This window comes from Hyphomicrobium sp. ghe19, from assembly GCF_902712875.1.
Classification (GTDB): Bacteria; Pseudomonadota; Alphaproteobacteria; order Rhizobiales; family Hyphomicrobiaceae; genus Hyphomicrobium_B.
The window spans coordinates 2,662,877-2,687,587 of sequence record NZ_LR743509.1 but is presented as its reverse complement, the minus strand read 5'-3'; the positions used below and the strand labels follow the sequence as shown (position 1 = coordinate 2,687,587).

15 protein-coding genes and 1 pseudogene are annotated in these 24,711 nt (G+C 57.6%); 7 read left to right on the top strand and 9 right to left on the bottom strand.

Annotated elements, in window-relative coordinates; genetic code table 11:
- Window positions 1-97: 97 nt before the first annotated feature.
- Both AACL53_RS13060 and AACL53_RS13055 read left to right on the top strand, forming a co-directional pair.
- Window positions 98-622: a manganese efflux pump MntP family protein gene (locus AACL53_RS13060; RefSeq protein ID WP_339084954.1), complete on the top strand. Its 525-nt coding sequence runs from the start codon at window positions 98-100 to the stop codon at window positions 620-622.
- The gene (locus AACL53_RS13055; protein ID WP_339084953.1) at window positions 609-2,294 is read left to right on the top strand and encodes a family 16 glycosylhydrolase; all 1,686 of its coding nucleotides are present in this window, start codon (window positions 609-611) and stop codon (window positions 2,292-2,294) included. Before AACL53_RS13060 ends, AACL53_RS13055 begins: the two co-directional genes overlap by 14 nt.
- Before the next feature lie 525 nt (window positions 2,295-2,819).
- Here AACL53_RS13055 and AACL53_RS13050 read toward each other — a convergent pair.
- From AACL53_RS13050 to AACL53_RS13035, 4 genes are all read right to left on the bottom strand, one after another.
- A complete protein-coding gene (locus tag AACL53_RS13050) occupies window positions 2,820-4,862 on the bottom strand; it encodes a TonB-dependent receptor domain-containing protein (protein WP_339084952.1) in 2,043 nt (680 codons plus the stop codon).
- Window positions 4,863-6,532: 1,670 nt separating this feature from the next.
- On the bottom strand, window positions 6,533-7,477 hold the full coding sequence (locus tag AACL53_RS13045; RefSeq protein WP_339086937.1) for a hypothetical protein: 945 nt from the start codon (window positions 7,475-7,477) through the stop codon (window positions 6,533-6,535).
- Window positions 7,478-7,570: 93 nt separating this feature from the next.
- Window positions 7,571-8,056, bottom strand: coding sequence for a hypothetical protein (locus AACL53_RS13040; RefSeq protein WP_339084951.1), 486 nt, complete (start codon window positions 8,054-8,056; stop codon window positions 7,571-7,573).
- 365 nt (window positions 8,057-8,421) lie between these two features.
- On the bottom strand, window positions 8,422-11,316 hold the full coding sequence (locus AACL53_RS13035) for an autotransporter outer membrane beta-barrel domain-containing protein (protein WP_339084950.1): 2,895 nt from the start codon (window positions 11,314-11,316) through the stop codon (window positions 8,422-8,424).
- Between the two features lie 1,157 nt (window positions 11,317-12,473).
- Between AACL53_RS13035 and AACL53_RS13030 the strand changes: the two genes are divergently transcribed.
- The 3 genes and pseudogenes from AACL53_RS13030 (at window position 12,474) to AACL53_RS13020 (ending at window position 18,011) form a co-directional block, all read left to right on the top strand.
- Window positions 12,474-14,279, top strand: coding sequence for a hypothetical protein (locus AACL53_RS13030; RefSeq protein WP_339084949.1), 1,806 nt, complete (start codon window positions 12,474-12,476; stop codon window positions 14,277-14,279).
- Between the two features lie 220 nt (window positions 14,280-14,499).
- Window positions 14,500-15,148: pseudogene (locus AACL53_RS13025) on the top strand (tyrosine-type recombinase/integrase).
- A 1,801-nt stretch (window positions 15,149-16,949) separates the two neighbouring features.
- Complete coding sequence (locus AACL53_RS13020; protein ID WP_339084948.1) at window positions 16,950-18,011, top strand: NADH:flavin oxidoreductase/NADH oxidase; 1,062 nt, start codon at window positions 16,950-16,952, stop codon at window positions 18,009-18,011.
- 256 nt (window positions 18,012-18,267) lie between these two features.
- Here the strand turns inward: AACL53_RS13020 and AACL53_RS13015 are convergent, their stop codons facing one another.
- Window positions 18,268-19,527, bottom strand: a complete 1,260-nt coding sequence (locus tag AACL53_RS13015) for a glutathione-independent formaldehyde dehydrogenase (RefSeq protein WP_339084946.1) — start codon at window positions 19,525-19,527, stop codon at window positions 18,268-18,270.
- A 176-nt stretch (window positions 19,528-19,703) separates the two neighbouring features.
- Here AACL53_RS13015 and AACL53_RS13010 point away from each other — a divergent pair, with 176 nt between their 5' ends.
- A complete protein-coding gene (locus AACL53_RS13010; RefSeq protein WP_339084945.1) occupies window positions 19,704-20,696 on the top strand; it encodes an LLM class oxidoreductase in 993 nt (330 codons plus the stop codon).
- A gap of 6 nt (window positions 20,697-20,702) precedes the next feature.
- Here the strand turns inward: AACL53_RS13010 and AACL53_RS13005 are convergent, their stop codons facing one another.
- Entirely contained in the window at window positions 20,703-21,362 is a 660-nt protein-coding gene (locus tag AACL53_RS13005) for an EAL domain-containing protein (RefSeq protein WP_339084943.1), read from the bottom strand.
- Between the two features lie 154 nt (window positions 21,363-21,516).
- Window positions 21,517-22,014 (bottom strand): BON domain-containing protein, encoded by a 498-nt coding sequence (locus AACL53_RS13000; RefSeq protein WP_339084941.1) that lies wholly within the window; start codon window positions 22,012-22,014, stop codon window positions 21,517-21,519.
- A gap of 529 nt (window positions 22,015-22,543) precedes the next feature.
- Here AACL53_RS13000 and AACL53_RS12995 point away from each other — a divergent pair.
- The gene (locus tag AACL53_RS12995; RefSeq protein WP_339084939.1) at window positions 22,544-23,266 is read left to right on the top strand and encodes a helix-turn-helix domain-containing protein; all 723 of its coding nucleotides are present in this window, start codon (window positions 22,544-22,546) and stop codon (window positions 23,264-23,266) included.
- A gap of 78 nt (window positions 23,267-23,344) precedes the next feature.
- Here the strand turns inward: AACL53_RS12995 and AACL53_RS12990 are convergent, their stop codons facing one another.
- Together AACL53_RS12990 and AACL53_RS12985 are read right to left on the bottom strand one after the other, a co-directional pair.
- Window positions 23,345-23,956 (bottom strand): response regulator transcription factor, encoded by a 612-nt coding sequence (locus tag AACL53_RS12990; RefSeq protein ID WP_339084938.1) that lies wholly within the window; start codon window positions 23,954-23,956, stop codon window positions 23,345-23,347.
- Window positions 23,943-24,416, bottom strand: a complete 474-nt coding sequence (locus tag AACL53_RS12985; RefSeq protein ID WP_339087030.1) for a hypothetical protein — start codon at window positions 24,414-24,416, stop codon at window positions 23,943-23,945. The genes AACL53_RS12990 and AACL53_RS12985 overlap by 14 nt, the downstream gene beginning before the upstream one ends.
- Window positions 24,417-24,711 lie beyond the last annotated feature (295 nt).

The following is a 24,711-nucleotide window of genomic DNA, read 5'->3' as shown; positions in this document are numbered from 1 at the left end:
AGCCGAAATTATCGGCCCGGCAAGACCGTGGTGGAACTCGCTCCGTGCGGACGGGCGATTGAGCACCCGGTCTGCTCGTCCGTAGGGCTGATTTCTTATGTCCCCTTTCGCAATCACCGTGCTCGCCTTGAGCATGTCCATAGACGCGTTCGCTGTTTCGGTTGGCCGTGGCGCAGCACTCAATCGACCGCGGTTCTCAGAAGCTTTGCGTACGGGTGTTGTCTTCGGCGTTGTCGAGGCAATTACGCCAGTCATCGGTTGGGCCGCCGGCGTCGCCGCTAGTAGCTTTGTCGAGGCCGTCGATCATTGGATCGCTTTCGGACTGCTCGCCGGCGTTGGTCTTCATATGCTTTTTGCCGCTGTCTGGAAGAATGCTGACCAAGGACAGCCCGGCAGTTCGTTCGCGGTGTTGATGGCGACAGCGGTCGGCACGAGCCTCGATGCAATGGCCGTCGGCGTTTCGCTCGCATTTCTTGAAGTTGATATTTTCACGATCGCCATTGCGATTGGTTTGGCGACGTTCCAGCGCCTCCTACAGTCTGGTGCTCGAGGACGACGTATGGTGCGACCGCGGCTTTGCGTCGATATTCGAGCAGGCCTGGCGAGAGATGGAGGACGCTGATGGGGGTATTCCTCGGTTCGATATCTTGTACGTTTCGTACCGGGAAGTACGCCACGGTGCTCCAAAGGAAATAGTTTCTAAGAATGTGTTCCGGCCGGAATGCGGACTTTGGTACTTGTCCGGCTATGTGCTTTCAAAGAAGGGGGCTCAATCGCTGCTGGACCTTCTTCCGTGCCCGGGTCCGATCGACCTATGGATTAATCACAAGTTCCGAGAGCTGGATGTCAGGGCATTGCGGCGCTCAGTGATTAACCAACGCCGAGATCTGCACTCGACTAATTCGTACTCGATCCTGCCAGCACTAGGCTGGATCGGTGTTCTTGATAGCGGCGAAGCAGCGCTGTTTCAGGGCCGCCCGGCCCACTCTCCAGTTTTCGCGTTTGGAGCGCCGGGGTCAGGGCTCTCATCCCTTGCAATAGCCCTATCGATGCTTGGCTATCGCTGTTGCAGTGATTTTGACAGTATCCCGGATAGTGAATTTGAGAGCCTGCTCGCAGGTCGCAACGATCGCGTCTTCAATGCTTACGTCAACATAGGTTCGCTGGAATCGCAGATACGCGTGCTTACTCAACGCTACCCAAGCGCAAAGTACATTATGACCGGTGGCGTAGATAAGTCCACCCGGCGCCATGCCATGCTAGCAGCGTTAGAAGGGGCCGATTTTCTACACCTGAATCACGAGCGTGCAAGCAGTTGGCGCGACCTATGTGAGCATTTGAAGATTGCGCCGCCGAACGCTCGGTACCCGTCGGTTAATGACATCGGACTTCGGACGCGTCATCGTGTGCCGCCAACAAGCGAAATGGCCGCCCCTGCAAAGCGGCTTCGGCATGACCTGTCGCCCTGGATAGTGAAGCCGCGCACGGGTTGGACCGGCATTAGCGCGGGATCGGCCGAGAGACAGAAATTGTTAGGTGGTTTGCGGGTGTGTTTCGAAGACGATCTTGCTCAAATCTGGTCTGAGCGATGGTTGCTGCGAAATGATACCTTCCCCGGAAATCTCGGACTTTTTCGTCCAGACAACGTGACACTAGTCCCGAGCGGCGGGCTCTCACTCGGTGTCATCGAGGAGCCACTTGGCGTTCGGAATCTCAGCGCTGCGGCGATCTCAAGTCGCGCCAACTTTTTATTCGGGCGTTTCGAAGCGACGCTGCAAGCCGCGAATGTCCCAGGCCTCGTCACCGGTTTCTTTCTCCACCGTGACTCACCCCGACAGGAGATCGATGTTGAAATCTTGGGGAACCGACCAGACCAGCTTCTGGTCAACGTGTTCTACAACCCAGGTACCGTAGGCGCTAAGTTTGACTACGGCTACCGGGGAACCCCCATCGTTATCGAATTGGGATTTGATGCGTCGAAGGCACTGCATCAATATACGATCGAATGGGATCAATGTGAGATCAGGTGGTTTGTTGACCGGAAACTGATTCACCGTCGCGCCACCTGGGATCCGACCCCAATCCCGCAATTACCCATGACGCTGCATCTGAATACTTGGCCAACGAGTTCACGCGAGCTGGCGGGACGGCTGGCTCTCCGCGCGCTGCCTGCATCGGCGATCGTGCGCCGCGTAGCAGTAGATGCGAACCATGCGGACGCTGGCTCACAGTGGGCTGTCGAGGGCCACCATTCAAGACATCCGCCGTCGTTTGCAGCAGATGAACTGATCTGAGCCCGCAAACCAGATCGCGAAGAAGATCGGCATCTGACTACCGAATGTACTCGGTAATCGGACAGCGTTGACGATGGCGGACGCTGAGGATGATGTCGCCAATGTCCGCTTCTGGGATCTTACAGCTATGCCGGCAATGCCGAGAAAGCGGAACTCCCATCATCAAAATCTTATGGCGTTCTGATGAGCAAACACCACGTCAGCAAGGCCTCTAAGAGCGGACATCTGGCAAATGACGCTACGGGTCACTTGCCGGAAGTCTGACACCAATGATCAAGCCAGAACTAATGAAACTTATGTGCCATCTCCGCCTTTAGCAGATCAACGGACTATCCCAGATGTTGCCTAGTAGCTTTTTGAGTTGGGTGAAACGTGTAGGTCCAAGTTCTACGCTCCATCCACGCTCGATCTCGCGGAGTACATCATCGAACCTTTGAGTATGCGGCGCGCCCACGGACTATTCGCGCGCCGCCCTCGTCTGTGGAATCGGACCGGGCAATATATTGCCGTCAACATTTCGGAAATTCAAAACCTCTGCGAGAGGCCCGCAAAGAAACCTAGGCGAGGTCCATACTGCGGAGCGAACACGCCGATACCAGAGCCATTTCTGATCTGGTAAACTTGGTCGAAGACGTTGACGACGTCGAAGCGAACAGTCGTTGGCTTCGCAAACCAGTTCGTAAACTCGTGCGAGACACCGAGATTGACCTGAGTATATGCCGGAACGCTGGCGCCATTCGGGACAGTGCCCTCGGTAGTATCGAGATCTGTCCTGAGGCCGCTGCCGTAAATCATATCCGCGCTGAAGCGCGTTCCTTCCCAAAGATAAGATACGCCCGCCGAAACGGTGATGAATTGCGTGTGGTCGGTGTAGATGAAGTGATGGGCGATGTAATCAAGGTCATCCGCACTGAACAGGTACTGGTTCGATACAATATTCTTGCCCTTCTGGTCAGCGACCGCGACGTTGCCATAAGCGGTGAAATTGTCCCATTTATAATTCGCTTTGAATTCGATGCCTCGGTTGATCCCTGTTTCGTAATTGAAGGCATCGAGCACGAGCGCCGCCCCGAACTGGCCGTCGTCAAGCAGATCACGCGCGATCTTGTAATAGGCATCGACGCCGATATCCAAACCCGGGAAGATCCTCTGCGTTATTCCCGCGTCGAAGTAGTGGGAGCGTTCCGGCTGAACGAGACCGCAAATCGTGTCGTTCACGCCAGCGACCTTACCCCCGCAAGTCTCCGATTGCTGAACGGTTCCATCGAACGCCGCGACGTTGGTCGGTCCCGCAGCAACTTGCGGCGGCGGCGTGAAGTAGCGGGCATAACCCGCGTGCAATGTCGTTCCGTCGAACGGACGATACTCCAAGCTGACGCGCGGGCTCCATTGGTTGGCGTCGACATATTCGTACATTTGGTCGAAGCGCAGGCCGACATTCAGCGTGAGTTGGTTCGTCAGTCGGATTTCGTCCTGCGCATAAATTCCGATCAGCCAGCCGAGCTTCGATGTTTCATCGGACACGGCTTTGAGGCTCGTCAAGTCGTCTTCCACAACCGAGGAGTCACTGATCGCCTTGGTTTGTTCGCCACTTACGCTGAAGCCTGCTCTAAGCGTGTTGAAGGCATTGAGCCGATATGAACCGTCGCCTTGAATGCCGTTGAGGAAGCTTCGGCGCTGCACGTCGGAGGCGATGCCATTGAAGATGAGATCGCCCACGTCATCGGGATGGAAATGGAGATCGCTATATCGTGAAAAGTAGGCGATCTGGTAGTCGCCATTCTCGATTTTCCTCTGCAGCGCGATGACGTCATAGTAATTCTGTTCGAACTGATGCTCGTTGAGCAATGACGAGTCGAAGTAGCTCGGTAAGCCGGCGATGGTCGTGAACGCCGGTGAAAGGCCCGGCGTGTTCGGAATTTGAAAATTCTGAACCGACACTCCGGAGATCCAGCTCAGTCGAGTGGAGTCGTCGAGCAACGCCGAGACGTAGCCGAAGCCCCGGCCAAGATCCGTATGATCGTGTATCGCATCCCAGCTCGATGTCGGGTTCTCGATGCCCTCGTCATTCGTGAGATAGCGCCCGGTGAAGAAATAATCGACGGGTCCCGAGCTGCCGCCATATTCGAGGCCCTGCGTGAAAGTTCCGCGGCTTCCGCCATAGGAACTGATTGTACCGCCCGGCTCCTGCGCGCCGGCTCGCGTTGTGATGTCGATTAGCCCTGACGTGTGCAGTCCGTATTCCGCCGGTAGCGCTCCGGTGACAAGCGACAGTCGACTGATGAAGCTTGTTTCGAGCACGTCGCCAAATCCCGATACGCCATCCGGAAGCAATATGCCGTTGATTCGATACTGCAGGTTCGCGTGCTCATTGCGCACGTGGATCTGACCGCTTGCGGCGGAGTCCTGCGTCACGCCTGGAGCCTGCAAAAGAGCCTTGGAGAGCGGCGTTTCCGTCCCTTGCGGGAGCGCTTGGATTGCATCCTCGCCAAGCGAATAGGAGTTCGTTCCGACTTGCGTGAAAATCTCCTTCCGCGCCTCGTTGAACGCGTCGTTCTTGATTGCCAAGGGGCTCGTAGGACCCTCTGCCGATGGAGGTGCGGCGGATGATGCTGTCCCGGGAGTTCCAGCGGATGAGGATGCTGCTGTTACAGTCGATTTAGTTCCGGGTACGGATGTGGCGAATGCTGATGGCCCAGCAGTCGCCTTGCGGGCTGCTTTCTTGGCGTGCTTGGGAACCTTAGTGCTGGGTTCGGTCACCACGACAGGTGGCAGCTGTTGGACGGCAGGCGGCGTTGGCGCTGCCGGGGGAGTTTGCGTCGGCTGCTCCGATGCATCTGGGACAATTGGGGCAGGCTGATTAGAGTTTGGTGCTTGAGCCATCGCTGGCAAAACCTCTGTCAAGCCCAACGCTGCTCCGACCGCATACAAAAACGCATGTGCTCTCCAGCCTGGGATTGGCCGGCGATACACCCGATTGAGAGAAACTGAATCCATAAAGGGTACTCCGTTCTGATACGCGAACACCTTCCGGCGACGGCGAGGACTAATGGGAAGAGCAACCACTTTTCTTGCAGACGAGGAGACCCTGATGACGGCAGTCTTGCTCCGCCTTCATCATCGCCTCATCCGCGCTGTTGGCGGGTCCGCCCCCTACGATGTGCCAAGCGTTCTTTACCCCTCCATAGCCAGAAGCCAGGCAGGTCCATCGTTCGCTTGAGGCAACTTTCCGGCCGTCCCGCGCGACAGCGCCAGGGACGAGGATCGTCAAAACGAAAAGCAACGCCAATGCCGGAACTGAGGCACTGATGCGCCCCGGACTTTCGTGTCCAACGCAAGCGTTCCACTTGTGCATCTCTTATCTCCACATCGAAAAGTGAGGCGCGTTGCACTCCAAGCTCGGTTCGCAAGCCGCGAGTTGGCACACGCGAAAGCGTGGCGACGCCTCATCGTTTGGCTAAGGTCGACGAAGGTGAGGTGTGCTCAGTCGCCTCGTCGCAAGACGTTCTCTCGGTTCAAGATCGAACGAGTAGCAACGGCAGAGCGGGCGGTCTCAGGGGACCGGCGGAGCCCGCGCGCGAAACTGTGCGGTTACTGCATAAGAAAGTGATTTCGTATGTGCTTGAGGTGCGATGGGACGGAAACGGAATGGGGGTACGACGAACGCAGGCAGTGTGAAAAGGGCGAGCGATGCTGCGATGGCCATGGACTTGCAAATTGAGCAATGACTTTCGTCATCGTCATTACGGTCCGGCAGAGTGCACGAGGACTTGAGGGACAGTTCGCACTGCGTAACGGCTTCCGCCGCGAAGTTATGGTGTTCCAGTCTGTGATTGTGAACGTGGCCGAAGGACAACGCAAATTGAAGCGCAAGCGAGAAGAGCGCTAGCCAGCGAACCCGACTGTCATGTCTCAGCTGTCTCACTCTCACGACCCCAACCGCTTCATCACAGCGCCGCAGTTCGGATATTATAACATACTCTCAGGCCAGGGCTGTCACCCTGCTGCCACTACTATTGAAGCATTGTTTTCGCGCAAAGGTGATGAAGACGAGTTCGATATATTGCTCGGATTTCCTCCGCGACGACGCGCAGCGCACGGACATCAGCGCCCGAGCGCAACAAGCCGCTCCGTTCGGCGGGAAGCGGCACTGGCCATCGCGCGCCGAAAGACATTCCATCCTCTCTACTTATTGCTGACGACTTCCGTGCACGACGCGATCATCACAAGGATGCACCTCATGGTTCCTTGCAAATTGGAGGATGCTGGGGTGGGGCGGAGGGATGATCCTTTTCATATTGCGCAAGGAGTGGTTCGAGCGCTTCCCGCCGCCAAAATTGCGGCGATTGTATTTGGTCGAGGCAGTAGGTGTTCCAATACGTGCCATCCCGAGATGGCCTGGCAGATCCCGACTTTGCAACGGCTTCTATGTCGGCAGCCTCGGGGTAGATGTAGAGCGTGGTGGGGGCATTTTTCACCAAGGCGATGATGGAGTGCGCGTCCCCGGGCGACCAACTTGTGCAGCCGTCGCTGCGCCCGCCAGCATAGTTTATGAGCTCACCATATGAGACGTACCCAGCCCCGTTTGCATAAGAGCTGTGTGGCTTCTTTCGAAGACATACTTTTTTCAGCGCAAGCGCCGCGTGTCCGCCGATTTCACGCAGTCTCGCATTGGCCGTTTCGCCTTCGCCGTGGAATGTGAGAAACGTGCGCTCAAGGATCCTGTCTTGACCAGCGGCCGACCGATAGTAACCCTTGAAGGAAGTCTTCGTATCACCAGTTATGTAGTCCCCGCCGGCGGTCAATTTCGAGTCTATCGCGTTGCTGAAATTTTTTGCGCAGAGTTTTCCATTTGAAAAATCAACAACGCCCTGCAAATCGCGCCCGCCGCCGTGTCCCGCCGGGATCGCACGAAAGGATCGTGCGGCTTCGCAGATAATATAGAAGCGCTTTCCCAGACGTCCGTCACTCAATGCGTGAGGCCGAGTGGCGTCCATGGCGAAGTAGCAGGGATTTCTGATTTCGCCTTCTGCCGACTTGCGAAAATAGAGCGCGCGCGCCCGTTCGAAGACTGCCCCTGCAATTTGATCTTCGCCTTCACCCACGTGTTTCTTCAACCACGCCGGAATCGGTGGTGGCGGACCGGCCGCCAATAGGACTTGGCCCGCGCATAAAAAAACGATGCCCTTGAAAATCGGCGATGCCAAACGCACGGCCAATCTCCCGAACTGAAATGATACGCCTCGTTGCGTGGTCGCATACGACCTGCAAAGCGCTCAATTCTTGACGATTTCGAGCGGGCCGTGATCGTCGCAATGGTCCCCGTGGGGATGATGGAGATGACCATTGACCAAGTAGTCGACATGATCGCCCTGCGGAACAGCTTCGTGTCCGCAACCTTTTCCATGGACGTGGCTCTTGTCGTGTCCGCCACATTGATGGTTCGGCGTGCAACGATCGGGATTTTTTTCTGTAACCTCGATCACGTGTTCGTCCACGTGATCCCCGTGGGGATGATCTAGATGGGCATCGTGGAGATAGTCGGTGTGACCGTTATGCCGAACGGCTACGTGACCGCAACCGGGTCCGTGGACATGGGAATGAGGGAGGTTACTGTTGGTCATGGTAAGCTCTCCATCTAAAAATTGATCTACTCCGATTTCGGCGTTCTCGCCGACATTGCGTTCCAGCCAGCCAAAAAATGTGCATGCGCGGCGCGCCAGACCGGCCAACATAATTCCGATTGCGGCCGATATCTTCAAAAGCTCGAGCCTTCCGCAGCACGAAGGCTTCGTAAAATATATTATAACGATCAAATGGCCGTGCAACGACGATATTCAATTCTTGTTGGATCACCGGACGGCGGATGCCATTACAAACTCGTGAGTTTTCAAAGAGTACCGCGTAGTTGACGTTCCCGACCTGAGCCGAGCGTTGCCGTGAGCGAAAGTTGGACAAAATCCATGCCCCCCTTTTCGGAATTCGGCTGTAGTGCGTGCAACCACTGCTCGCCAGCTGATGGCGCTCGATTGGTCCCCAATTTTTCCTCTTTGCGATGACGGAAGCGATGATCGCTAATGTCCGCCTTGGGCCAATAGCTGACAATGGGCTTTGTGTCCGCCCGCGATCAAAATTGCAGGCGGAGACCGACACTGCCCTTGAGGTAATAGCTGTCACCGAAGTCATGGAACGGACTGTTGCCAGAGACTTCGCTATAGAGAGCGAGCTCCTCGCGCCAGATTATACTCGCACCCAGACCGAGTTCCGCCCACAGCCGTTCGCTGGCATTGATGATGGCCGTGCCCGAGACGAGGGTACGGATGCCATTTAGCCATTCGTAGCTGACATTGGCGATTCCGTAGATGTGGCTGCGGCCACCTTCCCAGGCTCTCTGATGATCGAGCGCGACGCCCCAACGTGTCTTCAGGCTATCGTTCCCGTCGGCCGACACGACAGCATCCGACGGATCGGTGAAACGATCAAAGTGGACGTTGGAATAGACCATCTGGAATTGCGGCGTAACGCCAAGGTTATTGCCGACCGACATCCGCTTGCCTGCCTCGATACTGAACGCCTCCCCGTGGCCGCCATTGTCGCGCGAGAGCCTGCCGAGATAGGCGGAAGTGAGGTCGCTGTCATAGCGGATGACCTGCGCCTGACTGTCGACGTAGAAGCCATCGAGGCCATACCAGGTCAACGTCGCGCCAAGGCCGTAGCCGTCGGACTTCACCGCCCCATCGCCGAAAACCGATCGGATCTGGCTGTCGGCCTCGCCGTAGAAGGCGTTGACGCCCGCCACCAAACGGCCGCCCTTATCAGGGTCGGCCAGTACCCTATCCGCGCCCACCTGTATCCTCCAAGCATCAATGCTCTGGTCCAGGCCCGTCGTCGAGGCTGCAGCGTCGTTGAAGTGACCGTGCGTGCCTTCCGTGCGGCCCCAAATTCCGTTGCCGACGGGATCGGCGCCGGGAGCCCAGTTGCGGTTGCCGACACGTTGCTGAAGCGTCGGCAGAGTGTTGAGCGATTGCAGATTTGCGCCATAGGCTTCGTACACCGGCACGCCGGGCTGATAGAGCGGCAGGCTGGGATTGCCCGTTTCTAGCAAGGCGGACCGCAGATACCAGTCGCCGTCCGTGGGAGTGGAGACGCCGCCTTGGTAGAGACGATAGGCATAGGCCCCGGCGGTCACCGCCTGTTCGCCGTGGAATACATAGTTGCCGACGAGCAGGAAACTGCCATTCGACGCCCCGTCGACCTCGACGATCTTGATTCCCTCCACTGTCTGCCCGCCGAGGCCGCCACGGTTGATGATCCCGACCTGCGTGGTGCCTGAAGTCGTGCCGTTGACCACGAGGCGGCTGGTCGGCGAACTGTCGCCACCCAGAACGGTCGCAATTTCGACGTGGCCGCCTGTGCTGACATAGTTGCCCTGGACGGTGAGCGTGCCCATGGCATTGCCATAACCCGGCGCGACGACGCCGGTATTGACGACATTACCGACGCTGCCGGTGCCCACGAGCCGACCAGCCGTGTCCACCAACGTGTTGCCGCCGAGAACGCCATTCACGGCGAGCGTGCCGGCCGACACGGTCGATGCGCCGGTGAAGGCGGAGCTGTCTCCGGTCAGCGTCAGTTGACCAAGGCCCAGCTTGTTGAAGCTCGATGTACCGGAAAAATAGGTGCTGATGGCGATGTCGTGCGCGTTGGTATCGAACCAGGCGCCTCCGGCTCCCACGGTCAGTGTCCCGAAGCCGTTTAGGAAATTGGCTTCATCACGCGTCGCACGCAGGATGCCGCCGTTGAGGTCGAGGATAGCAGTGGGGCCGGCCCCCTTGATCACCGAGCCGGTCTCAAGAACGCCGCGCCCGCTGGCATCGCCGTCGAGATGCAGCGTTCCACTGCCCGTGCTGCCGTTGGCGATGCGAACATCGCTACCCACGCTGACGAAGCCGCCTTTTCCAACGGTCATCGTGCCGGTGCCATCGCGACCAACATCAATACGGTCGGTCGCAGTCAAGCTTGAGACGTCGCCAGTGCTGCTCGAGACATTGACCGTGCCCGTGCCGCCGTTCATGTGGCCGATATAGATAGATGCAGCGCCGCCTCCAGCTCTACTCGTGGCCACCGCGGCGCCGTCCGAGACCGTGAGTGTGCCGTTGTCCGAAAATCCCACGTAGATATTGTTCGCAGCGTTCCAGGTCGAGGCATTGCCGTTGACGTCACGGCCGGAGACGGTGACCGTGCCTTCGCTACCGCTCCCGTAGCCGATAAGGCCCTGCCCACTATTCACCACCCCGCCATCTTCGATGAGGAGCGTGCCGGAGCCGTCCGCGCCGATATAGACCTGATTGGTATTATTCCAGCTCGAGGCATTGCCGTTGCCGTCATGGCCCGAGACGGTGACCGTTCCAGTGCCTCCGCTGCTGTTGCCGATGAGGGCCAATGCACTGTTCACCAGACCACCATCATTGATGTTGAGCGCTCCGGTGCCGTTGTCGCCAATGTAGACCTGCCCGGTACTGGTCCAGGTCGAGGCATGGCCGTTGACGTCGCGGCCCGAGACAGTGACGTCGCCCTGGCTGCCGGTATCGGCGCCGATATAGGCGCCAGTATTGCTCACCACCCCGCCATTTTCGATGAAGAGCGTGCCCGTTCCGGACTGCCCGACGACAAGGTCACCGTTGTTGGTCCAGGTCGACGCGTTACCGCTACCGTCATGGCCCGAGACAGTGACTTCCCCCTGCTCGGAGGGGCCGTTACCAATTAAGCCAGTGTCATTGGTCACCGTGCCGCCATCCTGGATGACAAGCGTGCCGTTGCCTCCAGTGCCAATGAAGAGGTCGCTGCCGACTGACCAGTTCGGCGTTTGAACAGAACCCGGAGACACGTTATTGCCCGTTACCGATTGCGCGCACGCCGGTCGCGGGCCGGCGCAGGCAAGCGCGACAATTGCCGTCGTCAGAAACAAGCGTCGACGGCACCTGACGGCAATGGTGCCGCCCTTTGGATCTAGTTTCGCCATTGGCACTTCCCCCACCAAGCTCACGTTGACTGGAGACGGGCGATTGTCCGCGTGGCTCCGCCATGCGCGTGCAACGCGCGTCCGACAACGCCGAGTCCAATGCAACTCGAATCATTGCGGTTACCGCAAACTGTCGCGAACGATGATTAAGTTTCGGTTTGAGCATACCGCTGGCATTCAATCGACGCACAATCATGATTTATGCCGACCACAATATTTTGTGTGCGCGTCCTGACGGCTGTCTGCAGCGAGGCGTGTCGAATAAGACGACGTCCGCTAAGGGTCATTAGCGGTCGTCGGCGTGGCCTAAAATGCTTCCGCTTTGCCGTTGAAAGCAGACATCTCAGCCGGGTGTATGCTGACCTTGTCGACCATCAAGCCAATGTCGCCTAATGGGATCGACCGTCGATCGATCTTTAGCCGTTCGCATTCTGTCGCGATGGTCTGAAAGCCGCCGTCAGCCTGGTGGCGCTACGGGCCACAAGAGACTTTGCTGCAGTGTTCGCGACGCCCGCTGCTAATCCGCGTGCCATAGCGCGGCGGAACCGGGATTTGCGTCGAGTGATTTGCGTAACACGGCTTCAGAAGCACGTTCGTCGCCCTGACCTCTAGCGATCGCGGCAAGCCAGACGATTGCTGCCTTCACCAGGGCTATCGAGATTGACCCCACCTTCGTCCCGGCCGCCATCTCAGTTGGCCGAGCTGTCGATCATAAGGGTAATGCCACGCTTCGCAGCATCATTGCCGCCGATCAAGATTATAGTCAGTATACTGTATAGAATCTATTTACGATTTGCTTCCTCGTCGATTGCGCAGGAAGTCGATCTTGGGCAGCTTCCGCTTTCGTTGTGCGCTGCTGGGTGGGCTGCGTCCTCAATTGATTTGAAGGAGCGCTAACCATGCAAATCCCTGGGAAAATTCGGCTTGGCCTTCTCACACTACTCGGCGCTCTGTCAGCGGTTTGCTCGCAGGCTTTGGCTGGCGTTCGCATCGAGGGGCAAGTCCAAGCGGGCGGAGGTCCAATCTCAAACTCCACCGTCACCCTATGGTCCGCGAGTGCGGGCGAACCCAAACAACTAGCTGAAGCAAAAACGGGCAGTGATGGTCAATTTCAGCTGGGCACCGATGCAACCCCGGGCACGGATACCATTCTGTATTTGGTTGCCAAAGGTGGCGTAGCCACGATCAACAAGGGCAGCGGCGATAATCCGGCCATCGTCCTACTGACGGTGCTGGGTAACAGGCCCCCGGCCAAGGTTGTCATTAACGAAATGACCACCGTAGCCTCGGTTTGGACCCACGCGCAGTTCCTCGACGGCACGGCGATCACGGGTCATCCACTCGGGCTGCGTATCGCTGCGGGCAACGTGCCCAACTTTGTCGATCTCGCGACCGGCGGCTGGGGAGAGGCGATCCAGGGTCCGCTCAACAGCGGTCAGACACCGACGATGGCCAACTTTGCCACGTTGGCCGACGTGATTTCCGGCTGCGTCGTGCAGGTGCAGGCCGCTGCTTGTAATTCTCTCTTCGCGGCCTCTACGTCGCCGACCGGAACCGTTCCTACCGACACGCTAGCGGCAGCGGAGTCGGTTGCGCGCTATCCGTGGTACCAGCCCAACCGCCTCTACGACCTGCTCGGTCAGTTCTATCAAGTATCGACGGTCAACCACATGCTCACGGTGCCGTACATGCCGTACCTCAACTGGGCGCCAAGCGCCTGGGTGTTGCCGCTCAAGTTCGACGGCGGCGGGTACCGCGCCGGCGGCAAGGCCATGTTCGACAGCGAGGGCAACCTCTGGGTTGGCGACAACTTTACCATTGGTTGGCAGGGGCAGGACTCGCTGTGGCAGGGTCATGCGACCAAGTTCGCACCCAATGGTAAGCCGCTTTCGCCGATCACGACGGGCTTCACCGGCGGCGGTATGGAAGGGGGCACCTTCGGTGCGGCAGTCGATGCCAACGACAACGCCTGGTTCACGAACTATGGCAGCAAGGCGATCGCGGTATTCGACAAGAATGGCAAGCCGCTGACCCCGCCGGAGGGGATTACCTTCAATGGCCAACTCGGGCTGATACAGGGAATCATCGTCACGCCTAGCGGAGACGTGTGGGTCCTCGGCGTCGAGAAGAATCAGCTCATCCATTTCCCCAAAGGTGATTTGACGAAGGGCCGCATTGTTTGCGAGGGCGACAAAGAGGAGCCGTGCAAATCCTTCAGAGCGCCATTTCACCTCGGCATCGACCAGCAGGACCGGATTTGGGTTTCCAATAGTGGTGTCGAACACGTCACGCGCTTCCCCGCATCTGATCCGAGCAAGGTCGAGAACTTCAAGACCGGGATCAACAATAGCGGTCTCGGCATCGACAGCCAGGGCAACGTCTGGGTCACTAATCGCTTCGGCACTGGGCTACTCGGCATGGCCCATCTGATCGACATGGGGGTACGCTTAAAGCTTGAGGGTGTTACGGCGGCCTCTGACTATTTGACCACAATCATGTCCAAGCAGAAGGGCGGAGCCTTCGGGGGCAGCGTCACGCTGCTGCGGCCGGACGGCACCCAATTTCCCGGCTCACCGTTCAAGGGCGGCGGGCTCCCGGGCCCTTGGGCGGCCGCCGTGGACGGCAACGACAACGTCTGGATTTCCAACTTCGCCATGCCGAGCAGCCCAATCGTGCAGCTGTGCGGCGCGCGCACCGAGAATTGTCCGCCCGGTTTCAAGACCGGCGATCAGATTTCGCCGCCCGGCGGCTACGCGGGAGGCGGCCTGCAGATGTTGACCGATATCGCGGTCGATCCGGCAGGCAACGTCTGGGCCATGAATAACTGGCAGAACATCGATAGCTGTATTGGTACTCCGCCAGAGGCAATTTCAACTCGCTGCGGTGGTCAGGGAGTCGTCATCTTCTACGGGATGGCAAAGCCTGTCCGCGCACCGCAGATCGGGCCAGCACGACAACCGTAATCAAACCAAGGAGGCGGTCGGGTGATCGACCCCCGATGAAAGTTCCAGCATCGTTCTGGGCTTTTTGTTGTGAAGGCAGGATCGCTGATGTCCGCTCAGGGTCAGAATCGACGGGCGGTAACCATCGGACGGAAGAACTCGGCCGAAAGCGGTCCTGAGTGCAGCGGGTTAGGCTGAGGGAGGCGCATGCTGGTTTGTCTCTCAACTAAGGAGGCAGACCATAGAATACCTTACTACTGCACCCGTTGCCACTGAACCTGCAGCCAAGCGCACCCGCGTTCCCTGGAACAAGGGCAAGCTAGTCGGCGCCAAGCCGCCACTGCGCCCAGGCCACGTCTGGTCGATCCGAACGAAGCTACAGATCGGGGGCAAGAATCGAGACCTCGCTCTCTTCAACCTCGATCGACAGCAAGCTGCGCGGCTGCGACGTCGTCGCTGTTCGGGTCGACGATGTCGCGCCAAGCGGTTACGCCATGGATCGCGCGACCATCCGCCAGAAGAAGACTGGCAGGCCGGTTCGGTTCGAACTCACCGATCAGACGCGGCAAGCGATTGACGACTACCTGAGGCTGACTGGCCGTAAGGCAGGACAGTTCCTATTCGCCGGCCGGGGCAATTCGGATCGCGGACTCACCACGCGTCAGTACGCTCGGCTCGTGCTGGAATGGGTCGCCAGCATCGGTCTCGATCCGGCGAAGTTCGGCACGCATTCATTGCGACGTACCAAAGCCGTGCTGATCTACCGGCGGACGGGTAACCTTAGAGCCGTGCAACTCTTGCTCGGTCACTCGAAGATCGAAAGCACTGTGCGCTATCTCGGCATTGAGGTCGATGACGCCATCGAAATCGCGGAGAAGATCGATATCTGAGGGGTGGCGATACCCCGCTAAGCAGACGTGGTTGGTGGCGGTCTCGCGCTCGGAAATCGAAAGGCTACTGGCCGAAAGTCCTTCCGCGTAGGCTTTGCATCGCTCGCAAAATGAATCCCTCGATGATCTTGCGACTTGCCGCAGGAGCGCTCAACCATGAGCTCTTGGAAGCGAACACCGTTCGAGAACTATCATGCCTCGCCAAAAGTTCGCGCAGCGCGAACTGGAAATTGGTTTGCTATCGACCGGTCGATGATCGATCATCCGATCGTCGGGGCTGGCCAAGTCGTTAAGGCCGCCGATCCGAGCCGGGGATCATTCTCCAGGTTCGAAGCGTGGCAATACCTGATCTCACACGCCCAATACATCCCCCGGTCCGTCGACAATAAGGGGCACGCTGTTGTGCTTCAGCGGGGACAGCTAATGGCTGCACGATCGAAGCTTGCGAAAGATTGGAACTGGCCGGAGAAAATAGTCCGCGGATTTCTCTCTAAGCTCGAAAAGCAAGCGATGATCAAAAAATCTAGCATTCCTCATTCCGGCCAACGGCGGGGCCAAGGAATAAGCATCATAACCATCTGCAATTACGACCACTATCAGGGGCCAGGCGTGGACCCGAGGCCAATCAAAGGGCCCACCACCGGCCACCCAAGGGCCACCGCAACACGGTTCAAAATTATTTTGTCGGGTTCATGTGGGCCAAGCGAGACGGATTCGTGTGATCCAGGGCCCCGATCTCTGACCCACTGCACAGAAATCGATGATCGCTGAGCGCCAATTCATGCGACGAAGCGCGAAACCGGCCTTCGCAGCGTTAGGTGCGGAACGCACCGAATCTGGTTGCAGTAGAATCGTTTGCGCGGCGAATATTAGCAATGCCGGGCGTTTATTCCGTAACTCGAACGACATGACAGGCGTGCCCTGCATGTCTTGTCGTCCGTTCATTGATGGAGGGGGCCGTCAACCATGCAAGTCCGTCCAGATTGAAATCCGGACGGGCAGCATTTGCCATCAGAACGACGCTTCTCAGTATCCGCGGATTGGATTCCAATAGTCGCACTTCTGATCCGCCGAGTAGTTAGCTGCGGGGTATACCGACGACGCTGGAATATTCTGCGAGTAGAAGTTCGGTGCTGCCGAAGTGAAAGCGGGCCAAGGGGAATTTCCCAAACCATTGGGTACCTATTCATTGAGAAGGACAAAGGCGGTGTTGATCTACCGGCGCGCCGGAAATCATGGACCGGCGGCGGCAAGGGACGTATTGCCTGCGGTGTCATTCCGAAGTGACAGAAAAGGGTGCGCAAAGCGAAGCATGGACAGGGCGATCCCGATACGCGCTGCGGTGTTGGGGCAAGCGGCGGAAAAGCAAGCTCAGTGCCGCTTGTTACACGGAAGGAAAGGCTCATTAAAAAGTTATGCCGCGCGGACTGTGGGAAGACCAAGGAGCCGCAGCAAGAAATCGCATGCCACTTCTGGATCGGAGATCGTTCAGTCTGGCGATTCGAATTGATTATGCGCGGTGTTGGTCGGGTCCCGACTGCGCGAATGGCTCCTTGGTGGCGCAGGCGTTCAGCGCCAAGCTCCGGTTCCGCTTGTGATCGCGCATTAGCGGCACGCCTGCTCGCAAGAATTGACGACCGTCATGGCAAAGCTCGCTTGTTCGCCGCTGTTGACAGATCGATTTCTCATCTGAAGCTGGGTGACCGAAAGGGTGAGTTCTATGGATCAGCACGTCACGAATTTGGGGCGAAGCGGACAAACTGATAGCAGGCACGATCTTGAGGTCGCGGAGGTCAATTTATTGACCCCCTTGACCCTTCGGAAGGTCACCATTCGCAACCGCATCGCCGTGGCGCCGATGTGCCAATATTCAGCCCAGGATGGATTCGCCAATGACTGGCACCTCGTGCATTTGGGCAGTCGGGCTGTCGGTGGGGCCGGGCTTGTCATGGTCGAAGCGACCGCCGTCTTGCCCGAGGGTCGCATCACGCCAGGCGACGTCGGGCTTTGGAGCGACGAACGCATCGAGCCGCTGGCGCGAATTGCAAGATTTCTGAAGTCTCAGAGCGCCGTGCCAGCCATTCAACTTGCCCACGCCGGTCGCAAGGCAAGTTGCGAGCCGCCGTGGAAGGGCGGGCGCGCGCTCCAACCCGATGAAGGCGGCTGGGCGGTTGTTGGCCCGAGTGCTCTTCCCTTCGATGAGAAGAGCCCTGTTCCCATCCCGCTCGACCAGCGCGGAATTGACGATGTGATTGCCGCCTTCGAGGCGGCTGCCCGCCGCGCCCTCAAGGCCGGCTTTGAAGTCATCGAAATCCATTCGGCTCATGGCTATCTGCTGCACGAATTTCTGTCCCCCATCAGCAATCACAGGACGGACGAGTATGGAGGTAGCCGCGAGAACCGGATGCGTCTGCTCTTGCAAATCACCGAGCGATTGCGAAACATAATCCCCGATGAGCTTCCTCTCTTCGTGCGAATCTCTGCAACGGATTGGGTGGCGGGTGGATGGGACATCGATGATTCCGTTGCACTCTCCAAGAAGCTCGCGGCGATGGGTGTCGATCTCGTTGACGTCTCTTCGGGCGGAACTACGGCGACGGCACCAGTCCCGCTGCACCGCGGTTACCAGGTGCCATTCGCCCGCCGCATTCGCCACGAGGCCGAAGTCAACACCGGAGCTGTGGGGCTGATCACCGACGCGGAATTCGCCGACGAAATCGTAACCGGAGGAGATGCTGATCTCGTTCTCATAGCTCGTGAGTTCTTGCGCGAACCCTATTGGGCACTTATCGCCGAGCAAAAGCTCGACAATCCGCCGGAATGGCCAATCCAATATGGCTATGCGATACGCCGCCGAATCTAACGGGTGAAGACGTAAAGCTTGAGTGAGTTGCCATCGATCGATGACGCTTGCGTTTCGTCGTTTGATCTATATCGGACTGGTATGGCCCACGCTCGTTGCTTTCAGCGTGCGCCTCGCGGTCGTGCTTCGTCGCTTCGAGGCAGCATCCTTGTGGTCGCGATCATCAATATCAGAATGATGGATGCCTCGCGCGCGGATCGCGGCCTTGCATTGGCCGCGACCGTTGCGTTGCAAATTTTCACGTTCGCCATCGACTTCAACGCGTACCGGCCGTGGCCTTCGGACGAGCAGCAGCGCTATCACGAAGAGATTTGCCCGCGAGGCGTGTCATATTGTGCGGATCAATGACGAATTTATTGGCCGCACCGGCGCCAAAAGTTTCGTAAGCTTTTGGAGCATCGTCGAGCGAGATCACTTCGGTATTGAGCATGCTCGTCAGCGTTGGCATGCGCCCCCAAATGATCGCCATCATTAACTCGCGGTTGTAGCGCATGACGGGGCATTGGCCAGCTGTCATCTTGGGCGACTTAACCCAAGCTTTGGGAAGGTCCAGCGCCATTTTGCCTTGCTTGTTGAGGCTGTTGGGAGCTCCCGGATCCATATTCGTGTAAACGCCAGGCACGCCCATTGCACCTGCTGGCTTCACGACTTCCATCAGCGTATTGATGACGGATTCGACCTCGTTTTTCTTGCTGCCGTCCGGTCCGTTACCGTGACACTCCAGGCCAACGCAATCGACGGCGCCGTCAACCCATCGTTTGCCGAGGATTGATTCGATCTGATCCGGAATTGGCGTGGCGCTGGAGGTATCGACGATTTCGTATCCGGCGTTCTTCACAAGATCGAGACGCGCTTTGTTTTCATCGCCGACAATGATGCAGGAGGCACCCAGAAGCTGTGCGCTTGCAGCCGCACAGCGCCCAACGGGACCGGCGCCGGCGATGTAGACGGTGGATCCCGTCCTTATGTTTGCCTCAACGCAGCCGTGATACCCGGTCGGAAGAATATCGGAGAGCAATGTGAGATCCCGGATTTTCTCGATGGCCTCATCCTTGTCAGGGAATCGCAGAAGCTGGAAATCCGCCCACGGGACAAGCATGTATTCTGCTTGTCCGCCTTGCCAGCCGCCGAGGTTGAAACCGTAAGCGCCGCAAAAGCCAAGATCTTCATTGGCCCTCAAGCAGACGTCGGTATGGCGATCCCGGCAGCTATCGCAGGTGCCGCAGGCCACATTGAAAGGAACTGAGCAGATATCGCCCTTCTTGATGTGCTGGACATGCGAACCGACCTCGACGACCTCGCCCGTATTCTCGTGTCCCATCAGCATTCCGGCGGGCGCTTCAAAACGACCGTTGTAAATATGAAGATCGCTGCCGCAAATGTTCGTTGTGACAAGTTTAAGAATGGCTGCGTGCTCAATCTTTCGTCCCTTGGGATCTGCGAGCTTCGGATAACCTGCGTCGCGGACTTCCATTTTGCCCGGACCCATAAAAGTGACTGCGCGATTGTTAGCCATCGGTGGATTCCCATCGCTTGCGTTGAAACATTTCTAGGTCCGCAAGTTGGGCGGTACGGCGTACTTTCGAAATGACAGCCGTCATTTTTGCCGGGCCTTGGCAGGCTTAGATGTTTTGCCGGTTGACGGCCGCTCAATCGCGTCTCTGACTTGAAGTTGCACATTTCGGAGAAAGCATGGGTAAGCCTCTCCATATTGCTACGGTGGCCGAACACCGTGCTTTCCGCCGCATGTTTTCTAAAAATCGAATGACCATTGGCGTCTTCTTTCCAATCGAAGCTTTCGAGGGTGATGTGCCCGCTATGAGCGGACAGGAACGCCTTGCGCAGCAAGCCGAGAAACTGGGATTCAGCGCATTATGGACGCGCGATGTTCCGCTTCGCGATCCGACCTTCGGGGATGTCGGACAAATCTATGATGCGTGGGTTTGGCTCGGCTGGATCGCGGCGCAGACATCGATGATTGGATTAGCCACCGGCTCGATTGTACTTCCGCTTCGTCATCCAATTCACACTGCCAAGGCTGCGGCGTCCATCGATCAGCTGAGCAACGGAAGATTCGTGATGGCCGTCGCTTCTGGAGATCGTCCGGTCGAGTTTCCGGCGTTCGGCGTCGATTGGAACAAACGCGACGTATTGTTTAGAGAAAATTTCCGAGTGCTGCGCGAACTCCTCAAGGAGGAATTTCCGCGCATCGAGTCGGTCTACGGCACGATGCTGGGAACTGCAGATCTGGTCCCGAAACCAACGGGTAGGCTTCCGCTTCTGGTTACAGGCTCAAGCCGTCAAAGCCTCGATTGGATTGCAGCCAATGCGGACGGATGGATCACTTACCCGCGTTCTCCCGAATTGCAAAAAGTACATGTCGCGCGATGGCATGCAACGGTAGCGGCGCTTGCGCCGGGAACGTTCAAGCCATTTGCGCAATCCCTTTATGTCGATCTCTCTGAGGATCCGAATGCTCCGCCACGTCCTATTCACCTTGGATTTAGCGGTGGCCGCAAAATCGTACTGCGATTCCTTGATGCCTTGCAGGTCGCAGGTGTCAATCACGTCGCTTTGAACTTGAAATACAGCAAGCGCTCGGCGGGCGAGGTTTTGGACGAGATCGGACGAGAAATCATTCCTGTTTTGCAAATGAGCCGGGGCCCCGCGGCGGTAAGCATGTAATCGCTTCTAACGCGTCGTTCCGCGAACCGACTTTATCCGTCCCTCGCGCAGCAGGGCCGTCACGCCCTCGGCGCTGGAGGGCATCGCGTAATAGAATCCCTGAGCGTACCGACATCCGGCGCTGATCAGGAAACCCGCCTGAGCATGGTTTTCTATACCTTCGGCTACGACATCTATATCGAGGTCACGAGCCAATTGAATGATCGACCGAGCGACCACAGCATGGCGCGCATCGAATGGTGCATGGGCCACGAACTCTTTTGGAATTTTGAGGCGGTCCACCTGATGCGTCACGAGATAAGACAGGGAAGAGTAGCCAGTCCCAAAGTCGTCGATCGCGATTCTTAATCCGAGGTCTCGAAATTCCCGCAGGGTATTGGCAGCACGATGGTCGACAGCAACCGTCTCTACGAGTTCAATTTCTATTTCGCTTGGATTGATCTCCCACCGGGTCAGGCAGTCCTGCACGAACCGCACGAAAGACCTCTGCTGAAGCTGAAGCGAGGAAACGTTTAGGGAAATGGTGCGGGAGGTGTTCGCTTGCTGCCACAGCTTCCACTGTCTGCAGGCTTCGTTGAATACCCACTCTCCAACGGGCACGATGAGAGATGTCGTCTCTGCCAGCCCAATGAATCTCGGCGAGAGCCGTGCGAAGCGCGACCGCATGAGCGGTCATTGGATCGCGAGAGGATGCCGCGGGTTGTCGACGACATTGGCTAGCTCGGTGCAGTCCACCCAACGCGCTCCGCTTCCTCGCGCGCGCTCCATGACCTGACGCTACTCCATCGTGCTCCTCAAGAATGATGCTGCTTGCGTCGAGCTAGGCATCGCGCCGGAAGGCGTCAACGATCTTCTCTTTGATGGCGTCGGGCTTGGCTTCCGGCTTCAGTTGAATCTGATTGTGGACCCCCTTCACGCCCTTGATCTTGCGCACGACATCCTCTGCGACTTGGCGCTGAGAATGGCCTGGCACCAAGCCCTCCAGGGTCACGTGTCCATCTTTTACGACGACCTTTATGCCCTCCGCGGAAGCGGAGAGCTCAGTCTGAATGGCACCCAGAGCATCGTGCGCGATATCGGGGTCAGGCCGTTCGTCGATCTTTGGCAGGCGCACCACAAGATCGTTGGCAATTCCGCCGACTCCGGTGACGCATTTGACCGTTCGTTCCGCCTCATACTTATCCGCGTAGCTACGCACGTAACCCGCCAGAGTTACGACGCCGCCTCTGACGGCGACGGCGATGTCCTCTGAATTGAGGTCTGGATGCGACCTGAGTTCTTGTTCGATCTCGCGCTTGATTTCGTCGTCCGATCGCATGTCATCACCTCGAGTTACGTTTGAGCGCAAGCCGGCGCAGCGGAGCGCGCGACTTGAGAGCTACAGAAACGCACACCGCGTATCCTTGATAACCGTCATTTTCCGAACGGCCGCCGCCTGCTCGCGGACGAACCTCAACGAGATAAAAAACGCGAAAAATATAACTGTTAAGCTGCGGGTTCACATCGAGTTTGGCTTTGCGAATCTCTTTGGAGCACTCTCAGGCGACGATGGATCGGATCGCTGCAACCCCCCCGGGGATATCGTGTGTCGCTCGGAATGGTACCAACCAAATCATCAAGACTGGGCCAGAGGTGGACCTAGGCCCGCCAGCCGTGAACGAAATGCCGTGAAGGAAATGCGGAGATGTAAACAGGATTTCATTAACCTCAAACTCCTCCGATGGTTCCCCCCAAACCCACCTGGTTACGCAGTTTTACGATACGAAGTTTTACGAGGTTGGCCATTCGCCGGATATCCGCGATGCTCTCCCTACTGAGCCATAACTTAGCTACTGCAGGAGGTCGTTGTGAATGGTCGCGCACTCGAACTCCAGCGCTCCAAAGCCGTATTTAAAGGCGATAACATCGAGGATTACTGCGAGCACCACAAGTGGGACGCATTAGAATCATTAGAATCAATAGCAACTGTTACCTCCTACGGATTTCACCAAGAGATTTCGAGCGGCGATGAAACCGGCTACTGGTATCGGGTCGTCGAGGGTGCTGCAAAGCGTTGTGCGACGCAGCCCGATGGCCGTCGTCAGATTGTCAATCTCCTGCTTCCTGGAGACTTCTTCGGTCTGGTTGTTGCCAGCGGGAGCGACTTGACAGTCGAAGCGCTCGTCGATGAAACGCAGATTGCTCGATATCCGCGCCGACGGGTTGAAGCGCTCGCAGATGTCGATCCCGCGGTTGCTCGCCTCTTGCGGGAGATAGCATTCGGGGCGATATCGCGGCTTGAGGCTCAATTGCTCATCGTAGGGAGGGTCACAGCCCTGGAGAAAGTAGCAGCCTTCCTCCTTGAGATGGGTGAGCGTCTTCCATTTGAAACGGACGATAGGATCGCTCTTCCAATTTCCCGCTCGGACATTGCCGAGTTTCTCGCTATCTCCGCCGAGACCGTAAGCCGGTCCTTGTCAGGATTGAAGCAGCGCGGGCTCATCAGATTTTCAGGTACGCGCCAAGTAAGAATCGTCGACCGTGAGGCGATCGAGGATGGGGGCCGCACATGTCGAATGAGCAGGTCGTGATCGAGCAGACTGTTGTGCCGGCAATGACCGCTGTCGATGAAATCTTATCGGCGTGGCCTTCTAGGCTCCGATTGGCTGTCAGCCAAGCGAAGCCAAAACCGACATGCGTATCGCCACAGCCAGGCGTCGTGTGCCTAGTCGATCGAGCAAGCGTGCCCGGTGTACTTCGACGGTCCGGACGCTGATCCCGAGATCATAGGCAATGGTTTTGTTCGCATGACCAGCGGCAAGACCATCGAGGACCTGCCTTTCGCGAGGGGTTAAAGCAGCGATCCTGCGCGCCGCGCGAACGCCCTCGCGAGCAGCGTTCGCGTACAAGTTTGCTGAGAATGCGCTTTCGATTGCTTCGAGTACGCGGCGGTCATTGAAAGGTTTCTCGATGAAATCGACGACGCCGCTCTTGAGCGCATTGACGGCCGTTGGAACGTCGCATTGGGTCGTCATTAGGATCACGGGAGCACGAACATCGAGTGCGACGAGGCGGCGATGGAGCTCCAGACCGTCCATGCCGGGCATGTGCAAATCGAGCAGGACGCAGCCGCCTGCAAGTTTCGCGGCAGCTTCTATGACAGCAAGGGGTGAGTCGTATGTTGAAGCCCCATATCCGGCTGCTCGCAGAAGATACTGAAGTGAACGCCGTAGCGAGACATCGTCGTCAACAATGTGAACCATACGCTTAACAGGCTGCATTGGCTTTTCCTCGGGAAACAGCAGGACGCGCGAAGCGAAAAGTCCTCCGCCCCTCTGATCGAGGCTCGCTTACCAATATGCCGCCATGCGCTTCTATGATCGATTGAGAAATGGAGAGGCAAATCCCCATGCCCTCTCTCTTTATGGATATGAAGGTTATGGATATGAAGGGCTCAAAGAGATCGCCGGCTATCTCCGGAGCGAGCCGCTGCTGCTCGGTAATGACGCCGTATTCTCCGAGATGGATGGCCGCTGACATTATGCCAAGTTTGACACCGATTTCTCCGGCAGCGTTCCGCTCCAAGCTCTTTATTTGGTCAGCCAAGCATCCTTTGGAAACAGCCGCCATGATCTCAGCGCGAGCGCGGGAATTCTGGCGATTAGAAGTGTGCGCAGCTTCGATCGATCGCTGGTCCGGTTTTTTTCGCATCGAAACATGAACGAGTTCGAGATCGAGCATGGAGCGAAGCGCTGCGGTGACGCCATCCGCGATTTGACGTTGATCGTAATCTTTCGAGATGGCGGGCGACGTCGAGATCGAGACACAGTTCCGAATGCAGCGCCTAAGTTCCCGTACGTCAGTAGGTGCTTCAATCCACGGCATAATGCTGTGCCTGCTTAGCGACGAGTGCTCGCGAGTTCTTGAGCGCCAACCCAGAACCAAGTACGCGGTTTGCCGACGGCGAGCGATTCTGGCACTTCATTCCTTAAGGCGACTGAACTGAACATCGTTGTTTTCTATCGGACGATTAAAG

What these genes read in the sequence shown, in the direction of transcription:
- AACL53_RS13060 (WP_339084954.1), top strand. Translation starts at nt 98, where the DNA reads ATGTCCCCTTTCGCAATCACCGTGCTCGCCTTGAGCATGTCCATAGAC.
- AACL53_RS13055 (WP_339084953.1), top strand. Translation starts at nt 609, where the DNA reads ATGGAGGACGCTGATGGGGGTATTCCTCGGTTCGATATCTTGTACGTT.
- AACL53_RS13035 (WP_339084950.1), bottom strand. Translation starts at nt 11,316, where the DNA reads ATGGCGAAACTAGATCCAAAGGGCGGCACCATTGCCGTCAGGTGCCGT.
- AACL53_RS13015 (WP_339084946.1), bottom strand. Translation starts at nt 19,527, where the DNA reads ATGGCTAACAATCGCGCAGTCACTTTTATGGGTCCGGGCAAAATGGAA.
- AACL53_RS13010 (WP_339084945.1), top strand. Translation starts at nt 19,704, where the DNA reads ATGGGTAAGCCTCTCCATATTGCTACGGTGGCCGAACACCGTGCTTTC.
- AACL53_RS13005 (WP_339084943.1), bottom strand. Translation starts at nt 21,362, where the DNA reads ATGCGGTCGCGCTTCGCACGGCTCTCGCCGAGATTCATTGGGCTGGCA.
- AACL53_RS13000 (WP_339084941.1), bottom strand. Translation starts at nt 22,014, where the DNA reads ATGCGATCGGACGACGAAATCAAGCGCGAGATCGAACAAGAACTCAGG.
- AACL53_RS12990 (WP_339084938.1), bottom strand. Translation starts at nt 23,956, where the DNA reads ATGCAGCCTGTTAAGCGTATGGTTCACATTGTTGACGACGATGTCTCG.
- AACL53_RS12985 (WP_339087030.1), bottom strand. Translation starts at nt 24,416, where the DNA reads ATGCTCGATCTCGAACTCGTTCATGTTTCGATGCGAAAAAAACCGGAC.